Genomic DNA, 21,315 nt, shown 5'->3' with positions numbered 1-21,315 from the left:
GGATCAGGAATTCTCGCGGACGAGCCGTTCCACGATCTCGATGGTGGTCACGCCGTCCGCCTCGGCATTGAAATTCGTCACAAGCCGGTGGCGTAACGTGGGGCCCGCGAGAGCGCGCACATCATCGATGTCGGGAGTATGGCGCCCGGTGAGCAGCGCACGGGTCTTGGCACCCAGGATCAGGTACTGCGACGCGCGGGGACCGGCGCCCCAGCGGACCCAATCCTTGATGAACTTGGGCGTGCCGGGGGAATGCGGACGGGTCGTGCGCGCGAGTTTCACGGCGTACTCCATCACGTTGTCTGCCACGGGCACGCGGCGGACGAGGTCCTGATAGGCAGAGATCTGCGGTCCCGTCAGCACGTGCTCCGGCGAGGGGACATGCAGGCTTGTTGTCGAACGGACGATCTGCACCTCTTCCTCCAGCGTGGGATAGTCCAGCCAGAGATTGAACATGAAACGGTCGAGCTGTGCCTCGGGAAGCGGATAGGTCCCTTCCTGCTCGATCGGGTTCTGCGTAGCGAGCACGAAGAACGGTTCGGCCAGGGTATACGTGGTTCCCGCCGCGGTCACGCGATGCTCCTGCATGGCCTCGAGCAGCGCCGCCTGGGTTTTGGGAGGCGTGCGGTTGATCTCGTCGGCAAGCACGATGTTCGCGAACACGGGCCCCTGCACGAACCGGAATGCTTTCGCGCCTGTGCCGGCGTTCTCTTCGATGATCTCCGTGCCGGTGATGTCGCCGGGCATGAGGTCGGGAGTGAACTGGATGCGGTTGAATTTCAGGTCCAGCACCTGCGCCAGCGTGCGGATGAGAAGGGTCTTGGCGAGTCCGGGCACGCCCACGAGCAGACAGTGTCCGCGCGAGAGGAGTGCAACGAGGAGATGCTCGACGATAGCGTCCTGGCCGACGATGACCTTGGCGATCTCGGCGCGCAAGGCGTCGTAGGATGCTTTCAGTTGACGGGCATCTTCAACATCGGATCCGGTGGTAGGCCGGGGTGCTCGTGTGGACACGCGACGGTTCCTTCCGGCTTATTCGTAGATCTTCCAGTAGATCTGCTTCCGCAGCTCGTCCAGCCAGGCCTGGTAATCCTTCGTCCGCTTGTAGTTGAGCGCGATCTGTTCCAGCTTATGGTAGTCGCCTTCGAGCGTCATCTCATGCGGAGGGGTACGCTTACGGACCAGCACGATGTGATAGCCATACGATGCGCCGATGGGCAATTGCGCAGGGGCACTGACCTCGCCGGCCTTGAGCGGCGCAACGGTGGGGTACCAGTTCTTGTCGAGTTGCTCGAGCTCCAGGGAGCCGAGCGTCCCGCCGATCAGGTTGGTCTCTTTGTCCTCGGAATAGATCTTTGCCAGCTCGGCGAAATTGGCACCGGCGAGGATGCGCAGCCGGAGTGAATCAAGCAGGTGCACGGTTGCCGTATCGCTGTCCGGAGTGCGCTGCATGCGCAGGAGGATATGCCGCGCGCGCACCGCGTCACCGCGTCGCTCGATGAGCTGAATGATATGCATGCCGAGTTCCGTCTCGACGATGCCGGATGTCTGTCCCTCGCCGAGTCCGAACACCGCGCTTTCGAATTCCTTCACGAACTGGCCACGGCGGACGAGGCCGAGGTTACCACCTTGCGACGCGGAGCCGGCGTCATTGGAATGCCGCTGGGCGAGCCCGGCGAAATCAACGCCTGCGTTCAGGCTATCGAGCACGGACTGCATCTTTGCGCGGGCGGCGGCACGGTCGGTATCGCTGAACCGTGGTTTGATGAAGATATGCGCAAGCTCGACCTCTTCGGGCACACGCGGGAGGCTGTCACGGTATGTGCGGAAGAATTCTTCCACCTCAAAACGGCCGATCTGCGACGAACCGAAACGCTGTTGCTGGAGTTTCTGAGCGAGCAGATTCCGGCGCATCTCATCGCGGTACTCGCGCTTGATGCGGCTGAGGGGCATGCCATAGAGTTCTTCCAGGCGCGATTCCGAGCCGACCTGTTGCACGCGCTGCGCGATCGCCTGCTCGAGCTGCTGCTGCACCTCTTCGTCGGTCACCGTCACGCTGTCCTGCACCGCCTTCGCCACGATCAGTTTCTCGTTGATCATGGACAGCAATACCTGGGCGCGCACGCCGGCTGCACGGGCGTCCACTTTGTTGTTCATCACGAAGAACTGGATCTGGGATTGCAGTTCCGATTCGAGGATGGGATCGTTCTCCACCACAGCCACGATCCGGTCGAGCGCCTGTTTCTGCTGTTGGGATTGGGTCTGGGGCTGATCCTGGGCGAAGGCTGCGGCCGTGGACAGTGAGAGAGCACAAGCGGTGATCAGAACTTGAACAGCACGCATCATCAACTCCTTATTCTTGCACGGCGCCTGGATCGGCGGCGGCGTCACGTATATCCACGGTATGCCGCTCGCGCAGCGTGCGGATGAAATCTTCGTACTTCTGGCGGCGGACATCCATCAGGAGATGTTCGCGCACCTCGGCACGCACATAGTCCAGCGGCGGCAGCTCTCCCTGGCGGAACGACTGATGGACCCGGAGGATGTAGTAGCCGTCGGCGGCGCGGAGAGGGAACGACACTTCTTCACGGGGAAGGCTCCGGGCGAGGCGCCAGAGCTCTTCGGGGTAGAGCGTGGCCCGGGTGAAATAGCGGTGGTCGGCGGTACGCACGATCTGCGAGGCTCCGGCGGCTGCGGCGGTCACACGGCCCAGGGCCTCATCCCATGCGGTACCCTTCAGAACGGTGGTCCGGAAACTGGACGCGGCATCGCGATCGCGGAACAACACCAGCGTGGCCAGCACCACGTCTTCGCGGAGCGCATAGGCGTCGCCGGAAGCCTTGAATGCCAGGGCGATGGCGTCGTCGGTGATGGATGCGGTGTCGACAGCCGCATAGACCTCCTTCTGGAGGAGGGCGGCGACGGCGAGGCGCTTACGGGTGTTCTCGAGTTGCGCCTGGAAATCCGGCGCGTCCGGTACCCCGCGGCGCTCCGCTTCCTGGAAGAGCAACTCGGTCACGATCCACTCATTGACGTACTCCTTGGACAATGCCGTCGGTGCGCCGAGGGAATCGCGGGTGACGACGAGGTCCTCCTGCGTGAGCACTGCATTGTTCACGCGGGCGACATACTCGCCTTTGTTTCCCGGGCCGCCGCATCCCCCCGCAAGAGCAAGGAGGAGAACGGCGGCCGGAACGACACTGCTATTTCTGTGGAGATGCAAATGCCTGCCTGAGGGCTTCCTTGTTCACGACGACCGGATGGGTCTTCTCGACCCGGTCCAACCATTCCTTCTCCAACCGCTTCGCCTCATAGTCCTGGAACAGGCTGCTCACTTCGGCACCGGCCTCCTCATACGCTTTGCGGCGGGCGGGCTCACGGCGTTCGAAACGGACCAGCGAGAATCCCGCTTTGTACGGGAACGGTTCCGAAACTTCCATCGGCTTGAGGGAGTCTGCACGCGCTGCGCGCTCGTCGGCCGAGGGGGCAAGAACTGCCGTCTCGAGCGCGTTGATCACCCGCGGCTGACGCCCGATGATCTGCAGGTCGACGTGGGTCTCAAGATGTGCGATGGTCGCTTTGCTCTCGATGGCATAATTGCGCTGGCGGAGTTCGACCATGATCCGTTCGGCGGCGATGCCATAGGTCGTGGCGAACTTCTTCTTCAGCAGTTCGATGCGCTGACGTGCGATCGGCTTATTCTTTGCTGTCCACTTCTTGCCCACGGTATCGGCGAACGCCGCCACCAGCAGGTGTATATCGCTCTCGGCCTTCATTGCCACGGCGACCGAATCGATGGTCTTCAGCGCGGCCTTGTTGAGTCCGGTCTGGCCCTTCGCGAACGCCAGGGAGAACAGATGCCGTTGGGCCATGCGGACCGAGTCCTCCTTCACGATCTGTTCGAACGTCTTGCCGGCGCGGACCTTCGCGTACAGGTCATTGGCGGCCTCGGCGGTCGCCGCGCGCAGGTCGGTGAACACGACACGGTCGGGGAACATGAAGCGGTCGCGGTTGGTATCGAAGTACAGATGCAGCGAAGAATCCGTCGGTGCCACACGGTTCCACACCTGTTCCTGTTCGGCCTGATACAGGAGGATGCCTTCCTTGTATTCGCGCAGGAGCGTGGCGAACTCCGGGTCCTGCTTCTCCATCAGGTCGGCCTTCGCGGCGAAGGTGAGCTGCTCACCTACCTTGTCCAGGGTCGTCGTGAGCGACTGCCGTTGCAGGGAAAGGTTGCTCCACTCCGGATGGCTCTTGATGATCCCAAGAACGGAATCGACGCTGACCGGCCCTTTGGCGAACGAGAAGACCGTCGCCTTCCGGAAACTTGCCGTCAGGGTGTCGGCCCAGGTACTGTCGCGCACGGTCTTGGTCGAATCGAATGCGGTCACGAAACGCTCCACGACAGCATCATTGGCGGAGAACGAGACTTCGCGGCGGATGCCGTCGAGGTATGCCGCATAGTCCGTCTGGAAGCGCTGCTGCTGGTACTTGTTCTGGAGGTCCTGGCGCGACTCCTCGAACGAACGCGGCAGATTCACGCCGGTGCAATTGATGATATGGTAGCCGTACTGCGTGCGGACGATGGGCGAGTTCTCGCCCGGCTTCAACGAGAAGGCCGCCTCATCGAACGCCTGCGGCCACCGGGCACGGTCGAACCACCCGAGGTCTCCACCATTCTCGGATGAACCACCGTCATCGGAGTGCGCCTTGGCGAGCCCGGCAAAGGGAGTGCCGGCGCGGAGGCTGTCCTGCAGCGCGGCGATCTTCTGATACGCTTTCAGTGTGTCTTCCGGCGACGGCGACTGGCTCTCGAACCGGATCATGATATGGCCGCAATGGGTCGTGCCGGATGCAGGCTTGCGGTCCGTGATCTTCAGGATGTGATACCCCCAGCGAGAGACCACCGGCTTCTGAGAGATCTCACCCTTCTTCATCGCGAAGGCTGCATCTTCGAATTCGGGGACCATCTTGCCAACCGAGAAGTAGTACAGATCGCCGCGGTTCGTCTTGGCACTCGGGTCATCGGAGAAGCTGAGGGCGAGTTCGCCGAAATCCTTGCCGGCGTTGGCGAGGGCGATGACCTCGGTCACCTTCTTCATCGCGGCAGCGGAATCCTCGGCCGACGCACCCTGCTTCAGCTGGATCAGGATGTGGCTGGCGCGGAGCTCTTCGAGGCTCCGGTCGTACATCTTTTTGATCGCCGGCGAGACGAGCTGGCGGTCGGTGAGGTACGAGGCAGCAAGGCTCCCCTTGTACTGCTGGATCTCCGCCTGAAGTTCAGGCCGGCGGTCCAGGCCCTGGTCATACGCATCGGCCAGCTTCTTGCGGTACCGGACCATCAGATCGAGGAAGCGTTCGCGTTCATCCTGCGTTGCCTTGACGCCGGCATCGCGCGTTCCATTGCTGCGCTCAAAGAGTTTTTCGTACTCGGCGATCGTGATGGGGGTCTTGCCGACCGTTGCAACAACGGTATCACCCGCTTTCGGGGAGCAACCGCTGAAGAGGACGAGGACAACGACTGCTGCGGACACGAGCGCAGTGGAGAAGAGTTGCGCAGAGGCACTTCGTTTCACAGTACGACTCCGTGAGTTGTTACAGACATATGGTTTGAAACATGGTGAAGGGTTTTCGTTTCACCATAGCGAGAAAGGAGCGGAAACCTACCTTACCTAGAACACTATTTTACAGAAAACCCTGCTGAAGGTCAAGAAACCCGGCGCAAAGCGCGGTCAAAGTCCGCCTTGAGATCCACAACATCCTCTAAACCGACCGAAATGCGCACCATCCCCGGGGTCACGCAATGGCGTTTCAGCTCCTTTGCGGTCATGCCGACATGCGACGAGTAGACGGGGATGCTGACGAGCGTTTCTGCGCCGCCGAGGGACATGGCATTGACCGCCACCCGGAGCGCATCGCACACCTTCACCGCTCCCCGCACCCCCCCGGGTACTTCGATCGTCACCATCCCTCCATATCCGGCACCGGGCACCATCTGCCGTGTTGCTGCTGCGTGCTCCGGATGCGACCGCAGGCCGGGATACAGTGTGCGGAGCACGCGGGGGTGCCTTTCGAACCAGGCTGCGAGCTCCATCGCGGAAGCATTCTGGCGTTCCACACGCAGGGCAAAGGTCTTCATGCTCCGGAGAAGCAGATACGCCGCGAAGGGATCGGCACAACCGCCGTAGTACTTCATCTGGAAGTGGGCATCCGCGACCATCTTCGTCGATCCCGCAACCACGCCGGCGATGATGTCGGAGTGTCCGCCGAGATACTTCGTCGCGCTCTCTACGACCACGTCCACACCGAGTTCGATCGGCCGCTGGTTCATGCTCGTGGCGAACGTGTTGTCGCACACGATCGTCACATTGCGGCGCGTGCGGCGTTGCGCCGCGCGCACGGCAGCGACGAGTGCGGGGATGTCCACCACTTCCAGCGTGGGGTTGGTCGGGCTTTCGAAGTAGACGAGCTTCGTTGTCGGCGTGATCATTGTCCGCAACGCATCGAGCTTGCGCGGGTCGCAGTAGCGTACGGTGATGCCGTGCCGCGGGAGGATGTCGCGGAAGAACCGGTATGTGCCGCCGTACAATGCCGGCGTACTGATGATCGTGTCGCCGGCCTTCACGACGGCAAGAATGGCCGACGAGATCGCGGCCATACCCGACGCGGTGAGGAGCGTTGCTTCGGTGCCCATCACCTCCGCGAGATGTTCCTGCGCGGTGCGCACGGTGGGGTTGTGATAGCGGGTGTACACGTACACCTCGGGATCACCCTGGGCATAGCGGACGGCATCGTGCGAATCATCGAAGCGATAGGTGGAGGTCTGCACGATGGGCGGCGCGACGGGCCCTTTGAAGGGGTGCATGTGCTTGCCGTGGATGGCGCGCGTTGCAAGGCCGTGGGTTGGCTTCTTCATAGGAAGACCGATTCAATTATCAGTGGATAATGGATAACGGATAATGATCATCTTGTTCCCGGAAAGGCGCCCGGGGAGCGCCCCGACACCGGCATTGTGTGTCCCCCCTTGCAACGGGATCATCGATGGCATTTGTAGGGGCGGTGCATGCACCGCCCCTACACAAGCATCTCCCCGTGCGCCACCACCGGTCTGCCTTCCTTGATGGAACGACACTGGTGGAGCGCACGTTGGGGTGTTCCCGAGACGGTTTCTCGCTGTGTCGAAGGCAATAGTTTTCGGTTTGGTTCGCCTACGGCAGAAGAGCTACGAGAAACCGGAGCGGGGACACCCCAATGGGCGCACTCCGGTCGTTCACGCCTCTGCGGAAGGCAGCCCGGGGGTGGCCATCACCACCTCTTCACGCGTGATCGCGACCGTGCCCGGCGGCGCGCCCTTGGGCTTGTGCACGTATTTGCGCCGCGTCATCGCGACAGGAACGATCTTCGCATTCTTCATCTTGCTGTAGTACGCGGCAATGCCCGCCGCTTCGGCCTTTGCACGCTTGCCCGGTTCACCGGCCGCGGACGAGACCTTCAGGATCACATGCGATCCCGACGCGCCGCGCGCATGGAACCACAGGTCTTCGGGGCGCGCATGACGCAACGTGAGCTCGTCGTTGTTCGTGCTGCTCTTGCCGGCCCACACCTCGAAGCCGCCGTGCACGGTGAACACGCGGAACGGCGCACGCTCCTGATCCTGTTCGGTCTCCGTCGCGCCTAACGCACGGAGTGCATCCTTGTTCTCTTTCATGTACATCCTCAACGCAGGACGGGTGGAGATCGGTTCCAATGCGGCGAGCAATGCGCGCGCCTGGTCATAGACCGCGCCGTATGCCTTCAAACGGTCCTCGGTCATGGAGCGCGAACGCTCCGCACTCTTTGCTTTTTCGAAATACCGCTGTGCATTCTGCACGGGCGTCAGCGACACAACAAGCGGGATCTCCACCGGCGCCTCGCCCCCGGTGAAGGTCCATGTTGCATCGCCCTTCACGAAACTCCCCAGATGTTCCATGAGCAACGCACCGAACTGCCGGTACCGCACGATCCGGTCGCTCTCCGATGCATCCATGCGGATGGCGTTCATCGTGCGGTGCGCACGCTCCATGCGCCGGCGGAGCGCGTCCATCAACGTGTGCTGCTCTTGCCGGAGTCCGTCGGTGCTGCGCCGCCGCACGAACAATTCGCGCAGCGCCTCGTGGATGCCGGCGAACGTCTCTTCCTTTGCACCGGGGAGATGGGTGAGCCGGACGGTTGCCATATGCAGCGGCGTGCCATCGGGCGACGAATAGATGCGCGGACCGGGAGAGCCCAGTTCTCGTTCCAATTCTTCCGCCGCGGTGATCAGCGCGCTCAACTGCGCCGCGACTGCTTCACGCACCAACGTACCGGTGCCCAGGTCCGCACGGAACAACAATTCGCGGATCACGACCGGCGGCAGGAGAGGAAGAGCACGCTTGACCGACGCTCCAAGCATCATTGTGCCTTCGGCGAATGGGCCGCGTGCGGCATCCGGAAGTGCCTGATACCGGACGGTGTCGGGCACAGGAACGACCGTGCCGGTGAGTTGTTTGGATTTCTTGAAGGCATCGACCACGGTGCGGGTCTCATCGAGCAGCATCACATTGGACCGCGGGCCGAAGAGCTGGATCTCCAGCGTGAGCCCGTTCGATAGCGACAACGACAGGATACGGTCGGAAGGATGGAGTGCGATGCCCCTGACCGTGGTTCCGCCTGCGCGTGTCAGAAGATCCACGGAATTCCGCTTCGCCCGGGCGAACGACTCATGGAGAAAGACCACCGGAACGGCAGGGGAGCAGCTCACGAACAGGGCGCCCGGCCGGTCCAGAAGCGGGATCACCAGCTCGTCCCGGTCCTGGGAGAAAGGTACCCCCAGAACATCATCCGCGAGGGAATCCTGAAGATCACGGGCCACGAGGGCCATGATATGGTGGGAAGAGTGCACGGTTTATCCACAATATACCCAAAAGTGCTTAATTTTCAAAGGTTTACAGCACTTTCTGTGGATAGAATGTGGATAAGATGGCACCCTCTTTGATAGAGCGGAATTTGCAAGTACCCTGGCATTTGCGTACTTTTATAAGCTTGGCTAAGAAGGTTCGCCCGCTAAGACGCGGGGGCGCAACGGGATAGGTATCTCTGTTCCCGCGCCCTGGCGTCTTCGCGCCTCTGCGAGAGGTAGTTCTTACCATTACCAGGGAACATATGGTCACAAGCATGACCGGGTTCGGACGGGGCGAAGCCTCCTCCGGCGCCCGACACATCAGCGTTGAACTGCGGAGCGTGAACAACCGCTTTCTCGAGATCGCATTACGGCTGCCACGGTCACTCTCCCTGCGTGAGAACGACTGCAAGGACCAGATCCGGAAGCAGATCACCCGCGGGAAGATCAACGTCACTGTGACCGTGGACCGCGGCACCGAGGCCGGCACGGACGTCCGGTTGAACGTGGATGCCGCGAAAGCACACTACAAGATGTTGCGCGACCTGAAGAAGGCGCTCAAGCTGAAGGAACAGGTGAAGCTGGATCATCTGCTCCACTTCTCCGAGATCTTTCAGAAGGACGAAGAAGAAGGTTCGGATGCCGTTGAATGGGAGATGACGCAGAAGGCGATGGATACGGCGGTCGCCGACCTGCTCAGCATGCGTCAGCAGGAAGGGCGGGAGCTCGAGAAGGATTTCCGCACACGCATCGCGATGATCAGCGACCGTCTGGATGAGATCGAGCGCCTCGCGAAGGACCAGGTGCCGCGTGAGCGCGAGCGCATGAAGGAACGCATCAAGCAGATCATCGAGTCGGAGAAGGTGGACGAAGGGCGGCTGGAACTCGAGGTCGCGTTGTTGGCGGACCGGCTGGACGTCACGGAAGAGTGTGTCCGGTTTCGGGCCCACAACAAGTTCTTCCTGGAGGCGTTGACGTCGGCCGATTCACCGGGCCGCCGCCTCAACTTCCTCATCCAGGAAATGAACCGTGAGGCGAACACGATCGGTTCGAAATCCAGCGCTCAGGAGATCGCCCACATCGTCGTGGGGATCAAGGAAGAGCTGGAGAAGATCAGGGAACAGATCCAGAACATCGAGTAACCGATGACGTCGCAGGCAACGGGTCGGGGTCGGATCGTCGTCGTGGCCGCGCCCAGCGGTTCAGGCAAGACGTCGATCGCCAAAGAGATCCTCCGCCGCTACCCTACGTTCCGGTTCTCGGTGTCGGCAACGACCCGGCCGAAGCGGCCGACGGAGACACACGGGAAGGATTATTTCTTCCTTGAGCGGGCCGAGTTCGAGAAGCGTGTTGCGGCGGGCGAGTTCGTGGAGTGGGAAACGATCTATGGCAACCTGTACGGCACGCTGAGATGCGAAGTGGATGCGGCGCTCATGCAGGGGTTGCATCTGATGTTTGATGTGGATGTGAAAGGTGCGCTGTCGATCAAGCGCGCGTATCCCGAGGCCTGCCTGATCTTCATCAGGCCGCCGTCGGTGGAAGTACTCGAGCAGCGCCTGCGTGCGCGGCTCACCGAAGATGCAGAAACGCTACGGCAGCGGATGGAGCGTGTGCCGATGGAACTGGATCAGGCAGCGTTGTTCGACCACCAGGTCGTCAACGATGTCCTGAGCAAAGCGACCGATGAGGTCGACGCGATCGTAAAATATCACCTACAGCAATAGGGAGAAGATCTATGGCGCTCAAACCGATCAATCTTGAATACTTCAATCAGACCGGCAAGAACGTGCACGAGTGCATCGTGGCAGCGTCCAAGCGTGCCCGTCAGATCAACGACGATATCAAGATCGAGTTCAACCAGCGGGTGGAGCTGATCACCACCAAGACCGAGACCGAGGCCGAGGAGAACGACATCAACCCCGACCAGCTGAAGATCAGCCTCGAGTTCGAACAGCGTCCGAAGCCGACGGACACGGCGCTGGAGCAGCTGCTGGACGATTCCCTCTCCTGGCGCTTCAAGGAGCGTGAAGAGGTTCCCACGGTGAAGGATGAAGAGGCCGCCGAGGAAGAAACACCCGAAGAATAAGGAGTGACCGCCGGTGCTGACGGGCAAGCACATCCTGCTGGGCGTCACGGGCGGCATCGCGGCATACAAGAGCGCGTTGCTGGTCCGTGAGTTCGTGCGTGCAGGCGCGGAGGTGCAGGTTGTCATGACCCCCTCCGCGACGCAGTTCGTCACACCTCTCACCTTTGCCACACTCTCCCGGCGGGATGTCATCATCGAGATGTTCCCGCCGTCGCCGGACCAGCCCACGTCGCAGTGGACGAAACACATCGACCTGGGCGTCTGGGCCGATGTCATGCTCATCGCTCCCGCCACGGCCAACACGATCGCCAAGATCGCTGCGGGCATGGCGGACAACTTCCTCACCTCCCTTGTGCTTGCCCTGCGCGGCCCTCTCGTCGTTGCTCCCACGATGGACGTGGACATGTACACCAATGCGGCGACGCAGCACAACATCGGCGTGCTCCGTTCGCGCGGCGTGCATATCGTGGAGCCCGAAGCGGGCGAACTCGCCAGCGGCCTCTCGGGGCCCGGCCGCCTGCCGGATACTCCGGTGCTCATCGAAGCAGTGAAGAACGTTCTGAAGGGTACAGCGAAGGACCTCGCCGGCCGGCGTATCCTCGTCACCGCAGGGCCGACGCAGGAGCCGATCGATCCCGTCCGCTACCTCGGCAACAGGTCATCAGGGAAGATGGGCTTCGCGGTCGCCGAAGCGGCTGCCGCACGTGGTGCATCCGTGACGCTCATTGCGGGGCCGGTGCATCTGTCGACGCCCGCCGGCGTGCAGCGTGTGGATGTGCACACGGCACGTGAGATGGCCGATGCGGTGACCGACCACTTCGGCGCATGTGATGCTCTGGTAATGAGTGCTGCGGTCGCGGACTTCGCGCCGGCCTCGCCCGCCGACACCAAAATCAAACGAGAGGCATTGAGCACCGACCGCTTCGTCATCGAATGCGTAAAGAATCCGGACATCCTCCGGACCGCCGGTGAGATGCGGACCCATCAGGTGCTGGTCGGGTTCGCGCTCGAGACCGACAACGGTTTGGAGCATGCACGGAAGAAGCGTGCCGGCAAGAAACTGGACCTCATCGTGCTGAACGACCCGCGCGTGGAAGGTGCCGCGTTCGGGTCCGCAACAAACGTGGTCACGCTCATCGGCACCGACGACAAACCAGAACCGCTCCCGCGCATGCCGAAGCTGGATGTTGCGCACAGGATACTGGACCGCGTTCTCCAACTCTTTCCCGCAACCCGTTAACAGCGGGGCAACGATCCATGGCAGATCTCCTCACAGCTCTGCAGCGCGTGCTGCAGGACGAGCGCCAGGTCTTCGGCGATTTCCTCGTGTTGGACGAGCGTCCGCCGCGGCGTGTGCACGCCGCACCTGTGGAAGTCGTTGCCCTGAAGACAGGTGCAGCGACCGTGGCAGCGCCGGCAGCGCCGCCTGCAGCCGGGGTTGTGACCGCATCCGTAGCACCGCCGCCCAGCTCACCTCCCCCCCCCCCCCCCCCCCCCCCCCCCCCCGCCCGGTCGGAACAGCAGCCCGTCACTGGCATCCGTACCACCCGTAACACCTGTCGCCACGCTTGCGAGCGCACCGCCCGCGGAGATGATGCCCGACGATATTCCACCTCCCGAAGCGTACGACGGGCCACCCATAGCATCATACCAGACCGGAGAGCCGCAGCCCTTGCCGAAGAAACAAGAACGCAAAGAAGAAAAAGACAAGGACGCAAAGCCGGCAACGACAAGCGCGAAGAAGAGTGCGGTGAATGCTGCGTGGGTGAACGCCGCGTCGCTGCCGGAACTGGACACGTGCATCAATACCTGTCTGCAGTGCCCGCTCGGCTCAACGCGCACGAAGTTCGTCTTCGGGGTCGGCAACCCGCATGCGCGGCTCATGTTCGTGGGTGAAGCGCCCGGTGCCGATGAAGATGCGCAGGGCGAGCCGTTCGTGGGGCGCGCGGGACAGCTCCTGAACAAGATCCTCGTCGCGATCTCGATGAAACGCGAGGAAGTGTACATCGCGAACATCCTGAAATGCCGTCCGCCGAACAACCGCACACCGATCCCCGAAGAAGTGGCGGAGTGCATGCCCTATCTGAAGAAACAGATCGCACTGGTGAAGCCGCAGATCATCGTCTGCCTCGGGCTCACTGCCGCGCACAATCTTCTGGGCATCAACGACAGCCTTGGTAAATTGCGTGGGCGTTTGTTGACCTTTGAGAATACCCCGTTGTTGGTGACCTATCATCCCGCCGCCCTGCTCCGGAATCCGAACTGGAAACCAGCGGCATGGGAGGACTTTCAGGCCGTGCAGAAATTCCTGGCGGAGCATGCCGGCGATGTGAAGGAGGGACCGAGCGTTGGCTGAGCGTGTGACAACAGGCGGTATCGATCTGGTGCCGGAACGGATCCTGCAGGAAGGCCGTGTTCCGCCGCACGCGGTGGACATCGAGGAGCAGATCGTCGGTGCGATGCTCCTTGAGAAGGAAGCCATCTCCAAGGCGCTTGAAGTGATGGACGAGGATGTCTTCTACGCCGAACGGAACCGGAAGATCTTCCAGGCGATCATCGGGCTCTTCGAGCGCGGTGAACCGGCGGACGTTATCACCGTGGCAGAAGAGCTGCGGCGTCGCGGACAGTTGGAAGCCGCGGGCGGACAGGCGTATCTGGTGGAACTGACGATGAAGGTGAGCAGCGCGGCGAACGTGGAGTATCACGCACGCATCGTGCTGGAGAAAGCGATCCTCCGCCGGCTCATCGCGGAGAACTCCAAGATCACCGCGCGCGCTTTCAGCCCATCGGAGGATGCATTCGATCTTCTGGATGATGCCGAGCAATCGATCTTCAAGATCTCCGAATGGCGCCTGAAGAAAAGCTTCGTGTCGATGGACCGCGCACTGCATAGCACGCTCGAGAAGCTCGAAGCCATCCACGGAAAGCACGAAGGCGTGAACGGCGTGCCCACGGGCTTCCGCGATCTGGACACGCTCACGGGCGGATGGCAGTCATCCGATCTCATCATCATCGCAGGCCGGCCGAGCTCCGGCAAGACCGCGTTCGCGCTGTCGCTTGCGGCCAACGCCGCACTGCACAAGAGCAAGCCGACCACCATCGGCATCTTCTCGCTTGAAATGGCAACGGAGCAGCTCATCATGCGCCTGCTTTGCGCCGATGCGCGGGTGGACGCGCATGCAGTGCGCACCGGCCGACTGCCGGACGAGGAATGGACGCGGCTCAGCCTTGCAGCCGGGCGGCTGGCCAAGGCGAGTATCTTCATCGACGATTCGGCGAGTCTCGGTATCCTCGAACTGCGCGCGAAGGCGCGGAGACTCAAGGCCGAACATAACGCGGGCATCATCGTCATCGACTACCTGCAGTTGATGCAGGGGCCGAAGGGCGCGGAGAACCGTGAGAAGGAAATCTCCGCGATCTCGCGTTCGCTCAAGGGCCTCGCGAAGGAATTGAACATCCCGGTGATCGCGCTGTCGCAGTTGAGTCGCGCCGTGGAAGGCCGCACCGACAAGCGGCCGATCCTTTCCGATCTTCGCGAGTCGGGTGCCATCGAGCAGGACGCAGACGTTGTCATGTTCGTGCACCGGCCTGAGATGTATCTGGATCCAAAATCGGACAAGGCAGCGGAACAGCAGGGCCGCGCGGAGATCATCATCGGCAAGCAGCGCAACGGTCCCATCGACGACGTGAACCTCGCCTTCGTGCACCGCTACGCGCGCTTTGAAAATCTTGCGCTTCCCGGGTTGCACCAGGCGCCGGCGCAGCTGGAAGAACCGCCGTTCTAGGGAGAATCGAAGAAGGAGGACACGAGGTGTCCTCTAGCAGCGGTCTGGTGGTGGCGCACGGGGAGATGCCCCAGCGAGGTTTCACCTCGAGGGTGCCTTCCTCGACTGAGCGCAGTATGGTGGTGGCGCACGGGGAGATTCTTGTGTAGGGGCGGTGCATGCACCGCCCCTACAAATGCACCGTTAGGTTTGAGGGAATTGCCATGACGACACGCAGAACATTCCTCGGCCACTTCACCCTCCTCGCAGGCGGTACGCTGCTGGGCGGCAAGGCGTTGCAGGCCTTCGCCGGCGAACGAACCGACGAGCAGATCTTCCTCGCCACCATGGCCTGGGCGAAGAAGGAAGGCGTCGCGCAACTGCCGGTCGGAGAAGCGGTCGCCGCCTTCGGGCAGCACTTCCTCGGCACGCCCTACGTCGCGCATTCCCTCGAAGAGCCCGGGGATGAACACCTCGTGGTGAACCTGCGCGGATTCGATTGCCTCACGTTCGTTGAGAACATGCTGGCGATGGCGCGATGCGTGCGCTCCGGAAATGCCACGTTCGACGATTTCAAGAAGCAGTTGACCTCCATCCGCTATACCGGCGGGGTCATCAGCGGGTATCCGAGCAGGCTGCACTACTTCACTGACTGGATGCTGGACAACGGGAACAAGGGCACACTACGGCCTCTGACCCGGGAATTGGGCGGCGCAGCCTACACGAAAACCATCGATTTCATGTCCACCCATACCAGCTCCTACCGGCAACTTGCGGATACGGCATTCGTACAACGCATAAGGGCCGTGGAAGCAGCCCTCACTTCCGGTCCACTCTATTATATACCGGCAGATGCGATAGCGGCGATCGAGCCGGAGCTGCAGAGCGGCGACGTGATCGGGACCGTAACAACGATGGCGGGAATGGATATCGCCCACACCGGCATGGTCCTGCGGCGCGGCGGGAAGGCGCACTTCATGCATGCGCCGTTGTCGGGCAAGAAAGTGCTGGTGTCCGACGGGACCCTGGCAGAGTACATACACAGCATACGATCACACACGGGCATCATCATCGGGCGTCCACTCGAGCCGGTGCACTAGCCCTGTTCAACCACACACGGGAGTGAAATCATGAAGAATGCAACGGTCCGGACATCAATGCTCATCGCGCTGCTGGCGTTGATGACCATCGGCCTCAACGCGCAGGGTCTGTACTGGGAGAGCGAAGTGAGCGGCGAGAAGATGGACGGCAAGGAAGTGATGAAGACATGGTACATGCCGAAGATGCTGAAGATCGAGACGGGCAACGACGGCGACTATGCGATCCTGCGCCTCGACCAGGAAAAGATGTATATGATCCGGGCGAAGAACAAGACGTATTCCGTGATGACCTTTGCCGAACTCGAGGCGGGGGTGAAGCAGGCGAACGCGCAGCTGGACCAGATGCGCGAGCAGTTGAAGAACATGCCGGCCGAACAGCGCGCACAGATGGAAAAGATGCTCGGTATGTCGGGCGGAAGCGATGCGAAGGCATCGGTGAAGAAGCTGAGCGAGGCCCGCACGGTGAGCGGTTACCCGTGCACGCGGTACAAGATCCTGAAGGGCACCGATGAGTTCGCGGACCTCTGGGTGACGCGCGGCATCAAGGGTTTCGATGCGATGCGCGGCGACCTGCAGGCATACTCGAAGCGCATGGCGTCCCTGAACCCGCGCATGGGTGAGGACCTCGGCCAGGCGATGGAGAAGATCGACGGTTTCCCGATGGAATCCACGGCCATGGGCATGAAGACGGTCGTGAAAAAGGTCGAACCGCGCACCACGCCGGCCTCGGAGTTCGCACCGCCGGCAGGGTTCTCGAAGGTGGATATGAAAGAGATGAGCGGACAGTAAGCAGCACGTACGTAGGAAGGCAAGAGCGAAATGGGAAGTAGGAAGAGAGAAGTAAGAAGAGAGAAGAAGGAAGAGAGAAACCACGGCACAGTGTGGAGCCGGTGAGAACAGAAGGACGCCAGACAATTCTCTGCCTGGCGTCCTTTGCTTTTCCTTTGCCCGTGTCTCTATCCGCCGTCGTGTACCCTATCGCGGCTTCCTTCCCCTCTCTTCCTTCATTTCTATTCCTTCTCCCTATCGTTCCAACAGCTCCAGCCCATGCACACACCGCGGATCCGTCGTCTTCTGCACCAACTGGAACCTGTCCCAGCAAGCATCGGACACCTTCGTGATCGCGTGATGCACGTGGTACTGCACAGCGAGATTGCGGAGGGATTTGCTTGTGACACCGGCCAGACCGAGGCGGAACTGAATGTCAGAGTCCTCACCGCACCCGGGGCCCATGTAAAGTTCATCGAAACCGTTGATCGCCACCAGGTCCGACTTCCACGCGGAGAAGTTCGACCCGAGCATCCCCCGCACCGTGCGGAGCAGCAGCGTACGCAGAAGGCGCGACGGGATGCGAATGCCGTCCTCCATGCGCAGCGCCCTGCCGTTCACGCCATCCATCCATTCCTGGATGCCGTATCGCTCGAAGAGCCCCGACGCGATCTTCTCCACCGTCAGTCCGGATGCCCAGCGCTGCGACGTTTCCACGCGGCGGCCGAGGAGCACCCGGCCGCGCTCGCGCTCGGCGTGATGGTCGCGCAGAAAATGCCGGGAAGGAATGCAATCGCCGTCGATGAACACGATGTAGTCGGCGTGCGATGCGCGGATCGCGTTGTTGAGCATCGTGTTCTTCCGCCAGCCGCGGTCCTCGTGCCAGAGATGACCGATGGGGAACGAGGAAGCGGTGCGGGCATCGCGCACGACATCGGCGATGGCCGGACCGGAGCCGTCATCGGCCACGATCACTTCAAAATCGGTGAACGATTGCCGCGCGCACGCAGCAAGGACGTAGCGGAGCAGATCCGCCTTATTATAGACAGCAACGACGAGCGTCAGTGCCGGGGGTGTTGTGGGTTCGGGCATGGGGAAAAAGATACGAAAAAAAGGCGAAAGTCACCGCCCGACTTGACCTTTTCCCGCGACACGTCTATCTTCTGTCTCCTACCAGGTCTCACGGGGGGCATACCAATGAAAAACACCGCACCCGGCGCCGACCGTCGTATCAAGAGAGAGAGACGTATTTCGTGACGATGAACGATATTGCCATTCAGATCCACGCTGTGACCGGGTCCGCACTCGCCGAGCTCCGGAAGAAATTCCCCCACAGCGAGTTCGATCTGATCCTGAGAGACTTTGCGCCATCGATCCACATTCAGATCCGGAAGAACCAATTCTCCGAACTCCTGACGCACACATCAGAAGGCTTTGTGTTCGAAGAGTTCTGTCTGGACACCCCCAGTGCGCAGGGGACGATGCTTTACAAAGAAGGCGCGCGGATGAACTACCAGAAGACCGTTGCCTTCCTCCGTGAACTGAAGAAAATTCCCATCCTCCAGGAATTGGAAGCCTATGCCGGCTATCACCATCTTATCCCCTGGTGGCGGGACCAGACGGGGCACGAAGGGTTCTTCCGGATCCTGCAGACCAACTATCCGCAGATCTTCTCGTACCTGGACTATGACACCACGACGAAAGAGCTGACGACCGTACTGAAGGCGGCGATCGAGCGAAGATACCGGACGAATGCGATCGAGCACCACATCTGCGACCGGCGGGGGATCGAGGACCGGCTGGCGGGGATCATGGACTGGCACCTCCATGCGAGTGAAAAGTGGTTCGCACAGATCCGCGGTTTCATGCCCGAGCTGTCGACGCAGGGATTCCAACGCATCACGGTGACGGAGATCGTTCCCCGCGGGCTCGCCTCGTACTGGGGCGATGTGGGCGGTAAGACGGTGAAGCTCGGCACGTTCATGGAGTTGAACAGGGAATTCGTCCTTTCGCAGCGGGATGCGCTGGGAGCTGATGCGTTGCTTGCGGAAGACCATCATCTCCGCGAGTACCGGGACCTGTTCCTGCACATGCTGGTGGCACGCCGGTACCTGTTCCCCGAAGCGATCGATCAGATCCTCGAATTCGAATCGCGCGTGACCCGCCAGAACCTCGAGCGTCTGAGCAAAGACGATGACTTCCGCACCTATGTGTACCGGTCATTTCTGAGCCATAGTCAGCTGTTCATCGAGAAGTTATATCGCACCCACAACCTGTTGCGCGACTGAACACGGGGTCTGCCCATGTCCACCGAACTCATGTTGGGTTCATGCAATGGCGCGCCGTACGTGACCTGCATGCAGAAGGAAGAGATCATTCACTCTCCCGGGGACTTCCTCGACATGTTGGCATGGGGTGGCGAACATGATACGAACCGGATCCTCCTCCAGGAAGAACACTTTGCCCGGGCCTTCTACGACCTGAAGACGGGATTCGCCGGTGAGGTCCTGCAGAAACTCTCGAACTATGGCTGCCGGCTTGCGATCGCCGGATCGTTCACGACCGTCCGGAGTGAACGGTTCCGCGAACTGATGCGTGAGGCGAACAAGGGAGGACAGCTCAGGTTCGCGAGTACGGAGCAGGACGCTGTTGACTGGCTGACATCGAGGTGATCCATCCACGAGACCGGATCATATACGATCGATCCCAGGGGGATATCGCATGCCGACACGCACACCGAAACAACCCGCACCACTCATCGATCAGGTGCTGAGTACCTGGCGAGTCCATAACGAGATCATGACGTTCCTGATCGGTCAGATCCCGGCGAAAGGTCTTGAGGCGGTACCGCATGGATCGCGCGGGCGCACCATCGCAGAGCAACTGGTGCATTTGAACTCCGTGCGCCTCGGGTGGTTGCAGTATCACCGCACGGGCAAGCGGCCGCGGGCGTCCGAAGTGAAGCGGACGGATCTCCGGTCCGCAGCACAGTTCAAGAAGGCCTTTCAGGAGTCGCACGCGGCGGTCGAAGAGTTCCTCCGCGAAACCCTCGAAGGTACAGCCCGGCCCAGGGCGTTCAAAGGATCATCCGTCCGCTGGATGGGCTACCTCATTTCCCATGAATCACACCACCGTGGCTCTATCATGCTTACGCTGAAGCAGAACGGCGTGCGCATGAAAGACGACGTTGCGCTGGGTGGCTTGTGGGGGAAATGGATGTGGGATAAGCAATGATCAGCGCGCGGAAACTGTCCAATATTCTCCATCTGACCACATAGTGACCCGGTTCAGGGCACCGGAAATGCCGAAAGGCGAACCCAGCCAGAATCCTTAGATTCTAAGCCCTATCCCCCCAGTTTCTGCCGTTACTTTACGACCCCCAGCAAACCCGGATGGCACTATCGTTGCACCTATGTTCGTGCCGCTCATCCGCAGAAGTGCGTCTGGACCATGCGGAAGACCGGTCGATCAATAGGCAGGCTGCTGGCTCCGGCAGTACCGGGAGCCGCACCTGTGGTACACAATGATAGAGGAATCACCATGAAGATCGTTCGTGCGATCATGATGGCCGCCGTGCTGATCGTATCTATGGCCACGACGGCCGTCTCTCAGGAGGATTACTCCGACCTGTATGTCTTTGGTTATATGCAGGCCGCCTATGTTGACATCGGCCAATCGATCCTGGGTCCCCATTCCACGACGTTCTTCCTCCAGCAGGCGAATGTCATGGCCTCGAAGGAATTCGACTCTCAATTCAGTTTATTCCTGAATCTGCAGTTCACGAACTCCTACAACAGCCAGTTGGGCTGGGGGGCCATGAATCTGGAAGAGGGCTGGGTCAAATACAGCTACAGCCAGGCATTCAACGTGAAGGCAGGACTCCTTCTGCCATCATTCAATGCACTGCTCAAGGTGAAGAACCGGACACCACTGTTGCCGTACATCCTGCGACCGCTTGTCTACGAGCCGCTTATGGCCGACAGGATGAACACGGAACTGTTCCTTCCGTTCCGTGCGAACGCCGAAGTATACGGCAGCTTCCCGGTCTACGACCTCAACCTTGACTATGCCGTCTTCTGGGGGAACAGTGAGTCAAGCTATATCATCAGCGGGCGTGGCACAGGGTTCCAGGTGTCGGGTATGGACACGACACTTTCCAAACTCTGGGGTGGCCGGCTCGGAGTATCCACACCATGGATGCGTGTCGGTGTTTCCGCTACGACCGACAAAGAGAACCAGAACCAGATGGGACTGGGTGCGGTCCAACGCTACCGCTACGGGGCTGACGTGAGCATCCATTTCTCACACCTCAGCTTCGACGGTGAGATGATCCTGGTCCGTACCGATCTGGACGAACGACAGGCAAGCATGTTTGCGATGCTTCATATGTTCAATCCCATGCTCGGGAAGAGCCTCGAACGGAATTTTCTGTACGGCACGCTGCTCTGGGACTTCAATGATGCGTTCTACGTCTATGGTTCGTACAGTGTCTCTCAGGTCAAGGAATACGTCGGCATGGACGATGGCGTGAGCTCGTTGTCGTTTGGCGGCGGCTGGCGTCCGGTGGAAAGTGTTGTGGTGAAGGCACAGTATGTGAAGATCTCGTCCGATAGTCCGGCTTTCCAGCTGAATATCGGTATTCCCATCATCGCTGTCAGCGTGATGTTCTGAGGAGACGAC

At 60.9% G+C, this 21,315-nt stretch carries 19 protein-coding genes; 12 read left to right on the top strand and 7 right to left on the bottom strand.

Annotated elements, in window-relative coordinates:
• Positions 1-3: 3 nt before the first annotated feature.
• The 6 genes from IPI01_17105 to IPI01_17080 all read right to left on the bottom strand — a co-directional run bounded on the left by IPI01_17105 (position 4) and on the right by IPI01_17080 (position 8,920).
• Positions 4-1,014, bottom strand: a complete 1,011-nt coding sequence (locus tag IPI01_17105) for an AAA family ATPase (GenBank protein MBK7259483.1) — start codon at positions 1,012-1,014, stop codon at positions 4-6.
• A gap of 18 nt (positions 1,015-1,032) precedes the next feature.
• Positions 1,033-2,346 carry a peptidylprolyl isomerase gene (locus IPI01_17100; GenBank protein MBK7259482.1) on the bottom strand — a complete coding sequence of 438 codons (1,314 nt, stop codon included), beginning with the start codon at positions 2,344-2,346 and terminating at the stop codon, positions 1,033-1,035.
• Positions 2,347-2,353: 7 nt separating this feature from the next.
• Positions 2,354-3,223 (bottom strand): peptidyl-prolyl cis-trans isomerase, encoded by an 870-nt coding sequence (locus IPI01_17095; GenBank protein ID MBK7259481.1) that lies wholly within the window; start codon positions 3,221-3,223, stop codon positions 2,354-2,356.
• Complete coding sequence (locus tag IPI01_17090) at positions 3,204-5,576, bottom strand: peptidylprolyl isomerase (GenBank protein MBK7259480.1); 2,373 nt, start codon at positions 5,574-5,576, stop codon at positions 3,204-3,206. The genes IPI01_17095 and IPI01_17090 overlap by 20 nt, the downstream gene beginning before the upstream one ends.
• A 131-nt stretch (positions 5,577-5,707) precedes the next feature.
• Complete coding sequence (locus tag IPI01_17085) at positions 5,708-6,916, bottom strand: PLP-dependent transferase (protein ID MBK7259479.1); 1,209 nt, start codon at positions 6,914-6,916, stop codon at positions 5,708-5,710.
• Positions 6,917-7,270: 354 nt separating this feature from the next.
• Entirely contained in the window at positions 7,271-8,920 is a 1,650-nt protein-coding gene (locus tag IPI01_17080) for a DUF814 domain-containing protein (protein MBK7259478.1), read from the bottom strand.
• Positions 8,921-9,180: 260 nt separating this feature from the next.
• Here IPI01_17080 and IPI01_17075 point away from each other — a divergent pair, with 260 nt between their 5' ends.
• From IPI01_17075 to IPI01_17040, 8 genes are all read left to right on the top strand, one after another.
• The gene (locus IPI01_17075; GenBank protein MBK7259477.1) at positions 9,181-10,059 is read left to right on the top strand and encodes a YicC family protein; all 879 of its coding nucleotides are present in this window, start codon (positions 9,181-9,183) and stop codon (positions 10,057-10,059) included.
• A 3-nt stretch (positions 10,060-10,062) separates the two neighbouring features.
• Positions 10,063-10,641 (top strand): guanylate kinase, encoded by a 579-nt coding sequence (gmk, locus tag IPI01_17070; GenBank protein MBK7259476.1) that lies wholly within the window; start codon positions 10,063-10,065, stop codon positions 10,639-10,641.
• Between the two features lie 11 nt (positions 10,642-10,652).
• Positions 10,653-11,003, top strand: coding sequence for a DNA-directed RNA polymerase subunit omega (locus IPI01_17065; GenBank protein MBK7259475.1), 351 nt, complete (start codon positions 10,653-10,655; stop codon positions 11,001-11,003).
• A gap of 13 nt (positions 11,004-11,016) precedes the next feature.
• Positions 11,017-12,243 carry a bifunctional phosphopantothenoylcysteine decarboxylase/phosphopantothenate--cysteine ligase CoaBC gene (coaBC, locus tag IPI01_17060; GenBank protein MBK7259474.1) on the top strand — a complete coding sequence of 409 codons (1,227 nt, stop codon included), beginning with the start codon at positions 11,017-11,019 and terminating at the stop codon, positions 12,241-12,243.
• A 351-nt stretch (positions 12,244-12,594) separates the two neighbouring features.
• The gene (locus IPI01_17055; protein MBK7259473.1) at positions 12,595-13,359 is read left to right on the top strand and encodes a uracil-DNA glycosylase; all 765 of its coding nucleotides are present in this window, start codon (positions 12,595-12,597) and stop codon (positions 13,357-13,359) included.
• Positions 13,360-13,399: 40 nt separating this feature from the next.
• Positions 13,400-14,788: a replicative DNA helicase gene (dnaB, locus tag IPI01_17050; GenBank protein MBK7259472.1), complete on the top strand. Its 1,389-nt coding sequence runs from the start codon at positions 13,400-13,402 to the stop codon at positions 14,786-14,788.
• A gap of 203 nt (positions 14,789-14,991) precedes the next feature.
• Positions 14,992-15,867 carry a DUF1460 domain-containing protein gene (locus IPI01_17045; GenBank protein ID MBK7259471.1) on the top strand — a complete coding sequence of 292 codons (876 nt, stop codon included), beginning with the start codon at positions 14,992-14,994 and terminating at the stop codon, positions 15,865-15,867.
• Positions 15,868-15,897: 30 nt separating this feature from the next.
• Positions 15,898-16,656: a DUF4412 domain-containing protein gene (locus IPI01_17040; GenBank protein MBK7259470.1), complete on the top strand. Its 759-nt coding sequence runs from the start codon at positions 15,898-15,900 to the stop codon at positions 16,654-16,656.
• A 234-nt stretch (positions 16,657-16,890) separates the two neighbouring features.
• On the opposite strand, the gene IPI01_17035 is transcribed toward IPI01_17040, so the two are convergent.
• Complete coding sequence (locus IPI01_17035) at positions 16,891-17,727, bottom strand: glycosyltransferase (protein MBK7259469.1); 837 nt, start codon at positions 17,725-17,727, stop codon at positions 16,891-16,893.
• Positions 17,728-17,888: 161 nt separating this feature from the next.
• Here IPI01_17035 and IPI01_17030 point away from each other — a divergent pair, with 161 nt between their 5' ends.
• From IPI01_17030 to IPI01_17015, 4 genes are all read left to right on the top strand, one after another.
• Positions 17,889-18,923, top strand: coding sequence for a hypothetical protein (locus IPI01_17030; protein MBK7259468.1), 1,035 nt, complete (start codon positions 17,889-17,891; stop codon positions 18,921-18,923).
• A 15-nt stretch (positions 18,924-18,938) separates the two neighbouring features.
• On the top strand, positions 18,939-19,307 hold the full coding sequence (locus tag IPI01_17025; protein ID MBK7259467.1) for a DUF4180 domain-containing protein: 369 nt from the start codon (positions 18,939-18,941) through the stop codon (positions 19,305-19,307).
• 49 nt (positions 19,308-19,356) lie between these two features.
• Entirely contained in the window at positions 19,357-19,869 is a 513-nt protein-coding gene (locus IPI01_17020) for a DinB family protein (GenBank protein ID MBK7259466.1), read from the top strand.
• 306 nt (positions 19,870-20,175) lie between these two features.
• Positions 20,176-21,306: a hypothetical protein gene (locus IPI01_17015; GenBank protein MBK7259465.1), complete on the top strand. Its 1,131-nt coding sequence runs from the start codon at positions 20,176-20,178 to the stop codon at positions 21,304-21,306.
• Positions 21,307-21,315 lie beyond the last annotated feature (9 nt).

Source organism: Ignavibacteriota bacterium (genome assembly GCA_016707525.1).
Classification (GTDB): domain Bacteria; phylum Bacteroidota; class Ignavibacteria; order UBA10030; family UBA6906; genus JAGDMK01.
The sequence above is the reverse complement of the archived record's forward strand: the minus strand, read 5'-3'. Positions and strand labels throughout refer to the sequence as shown.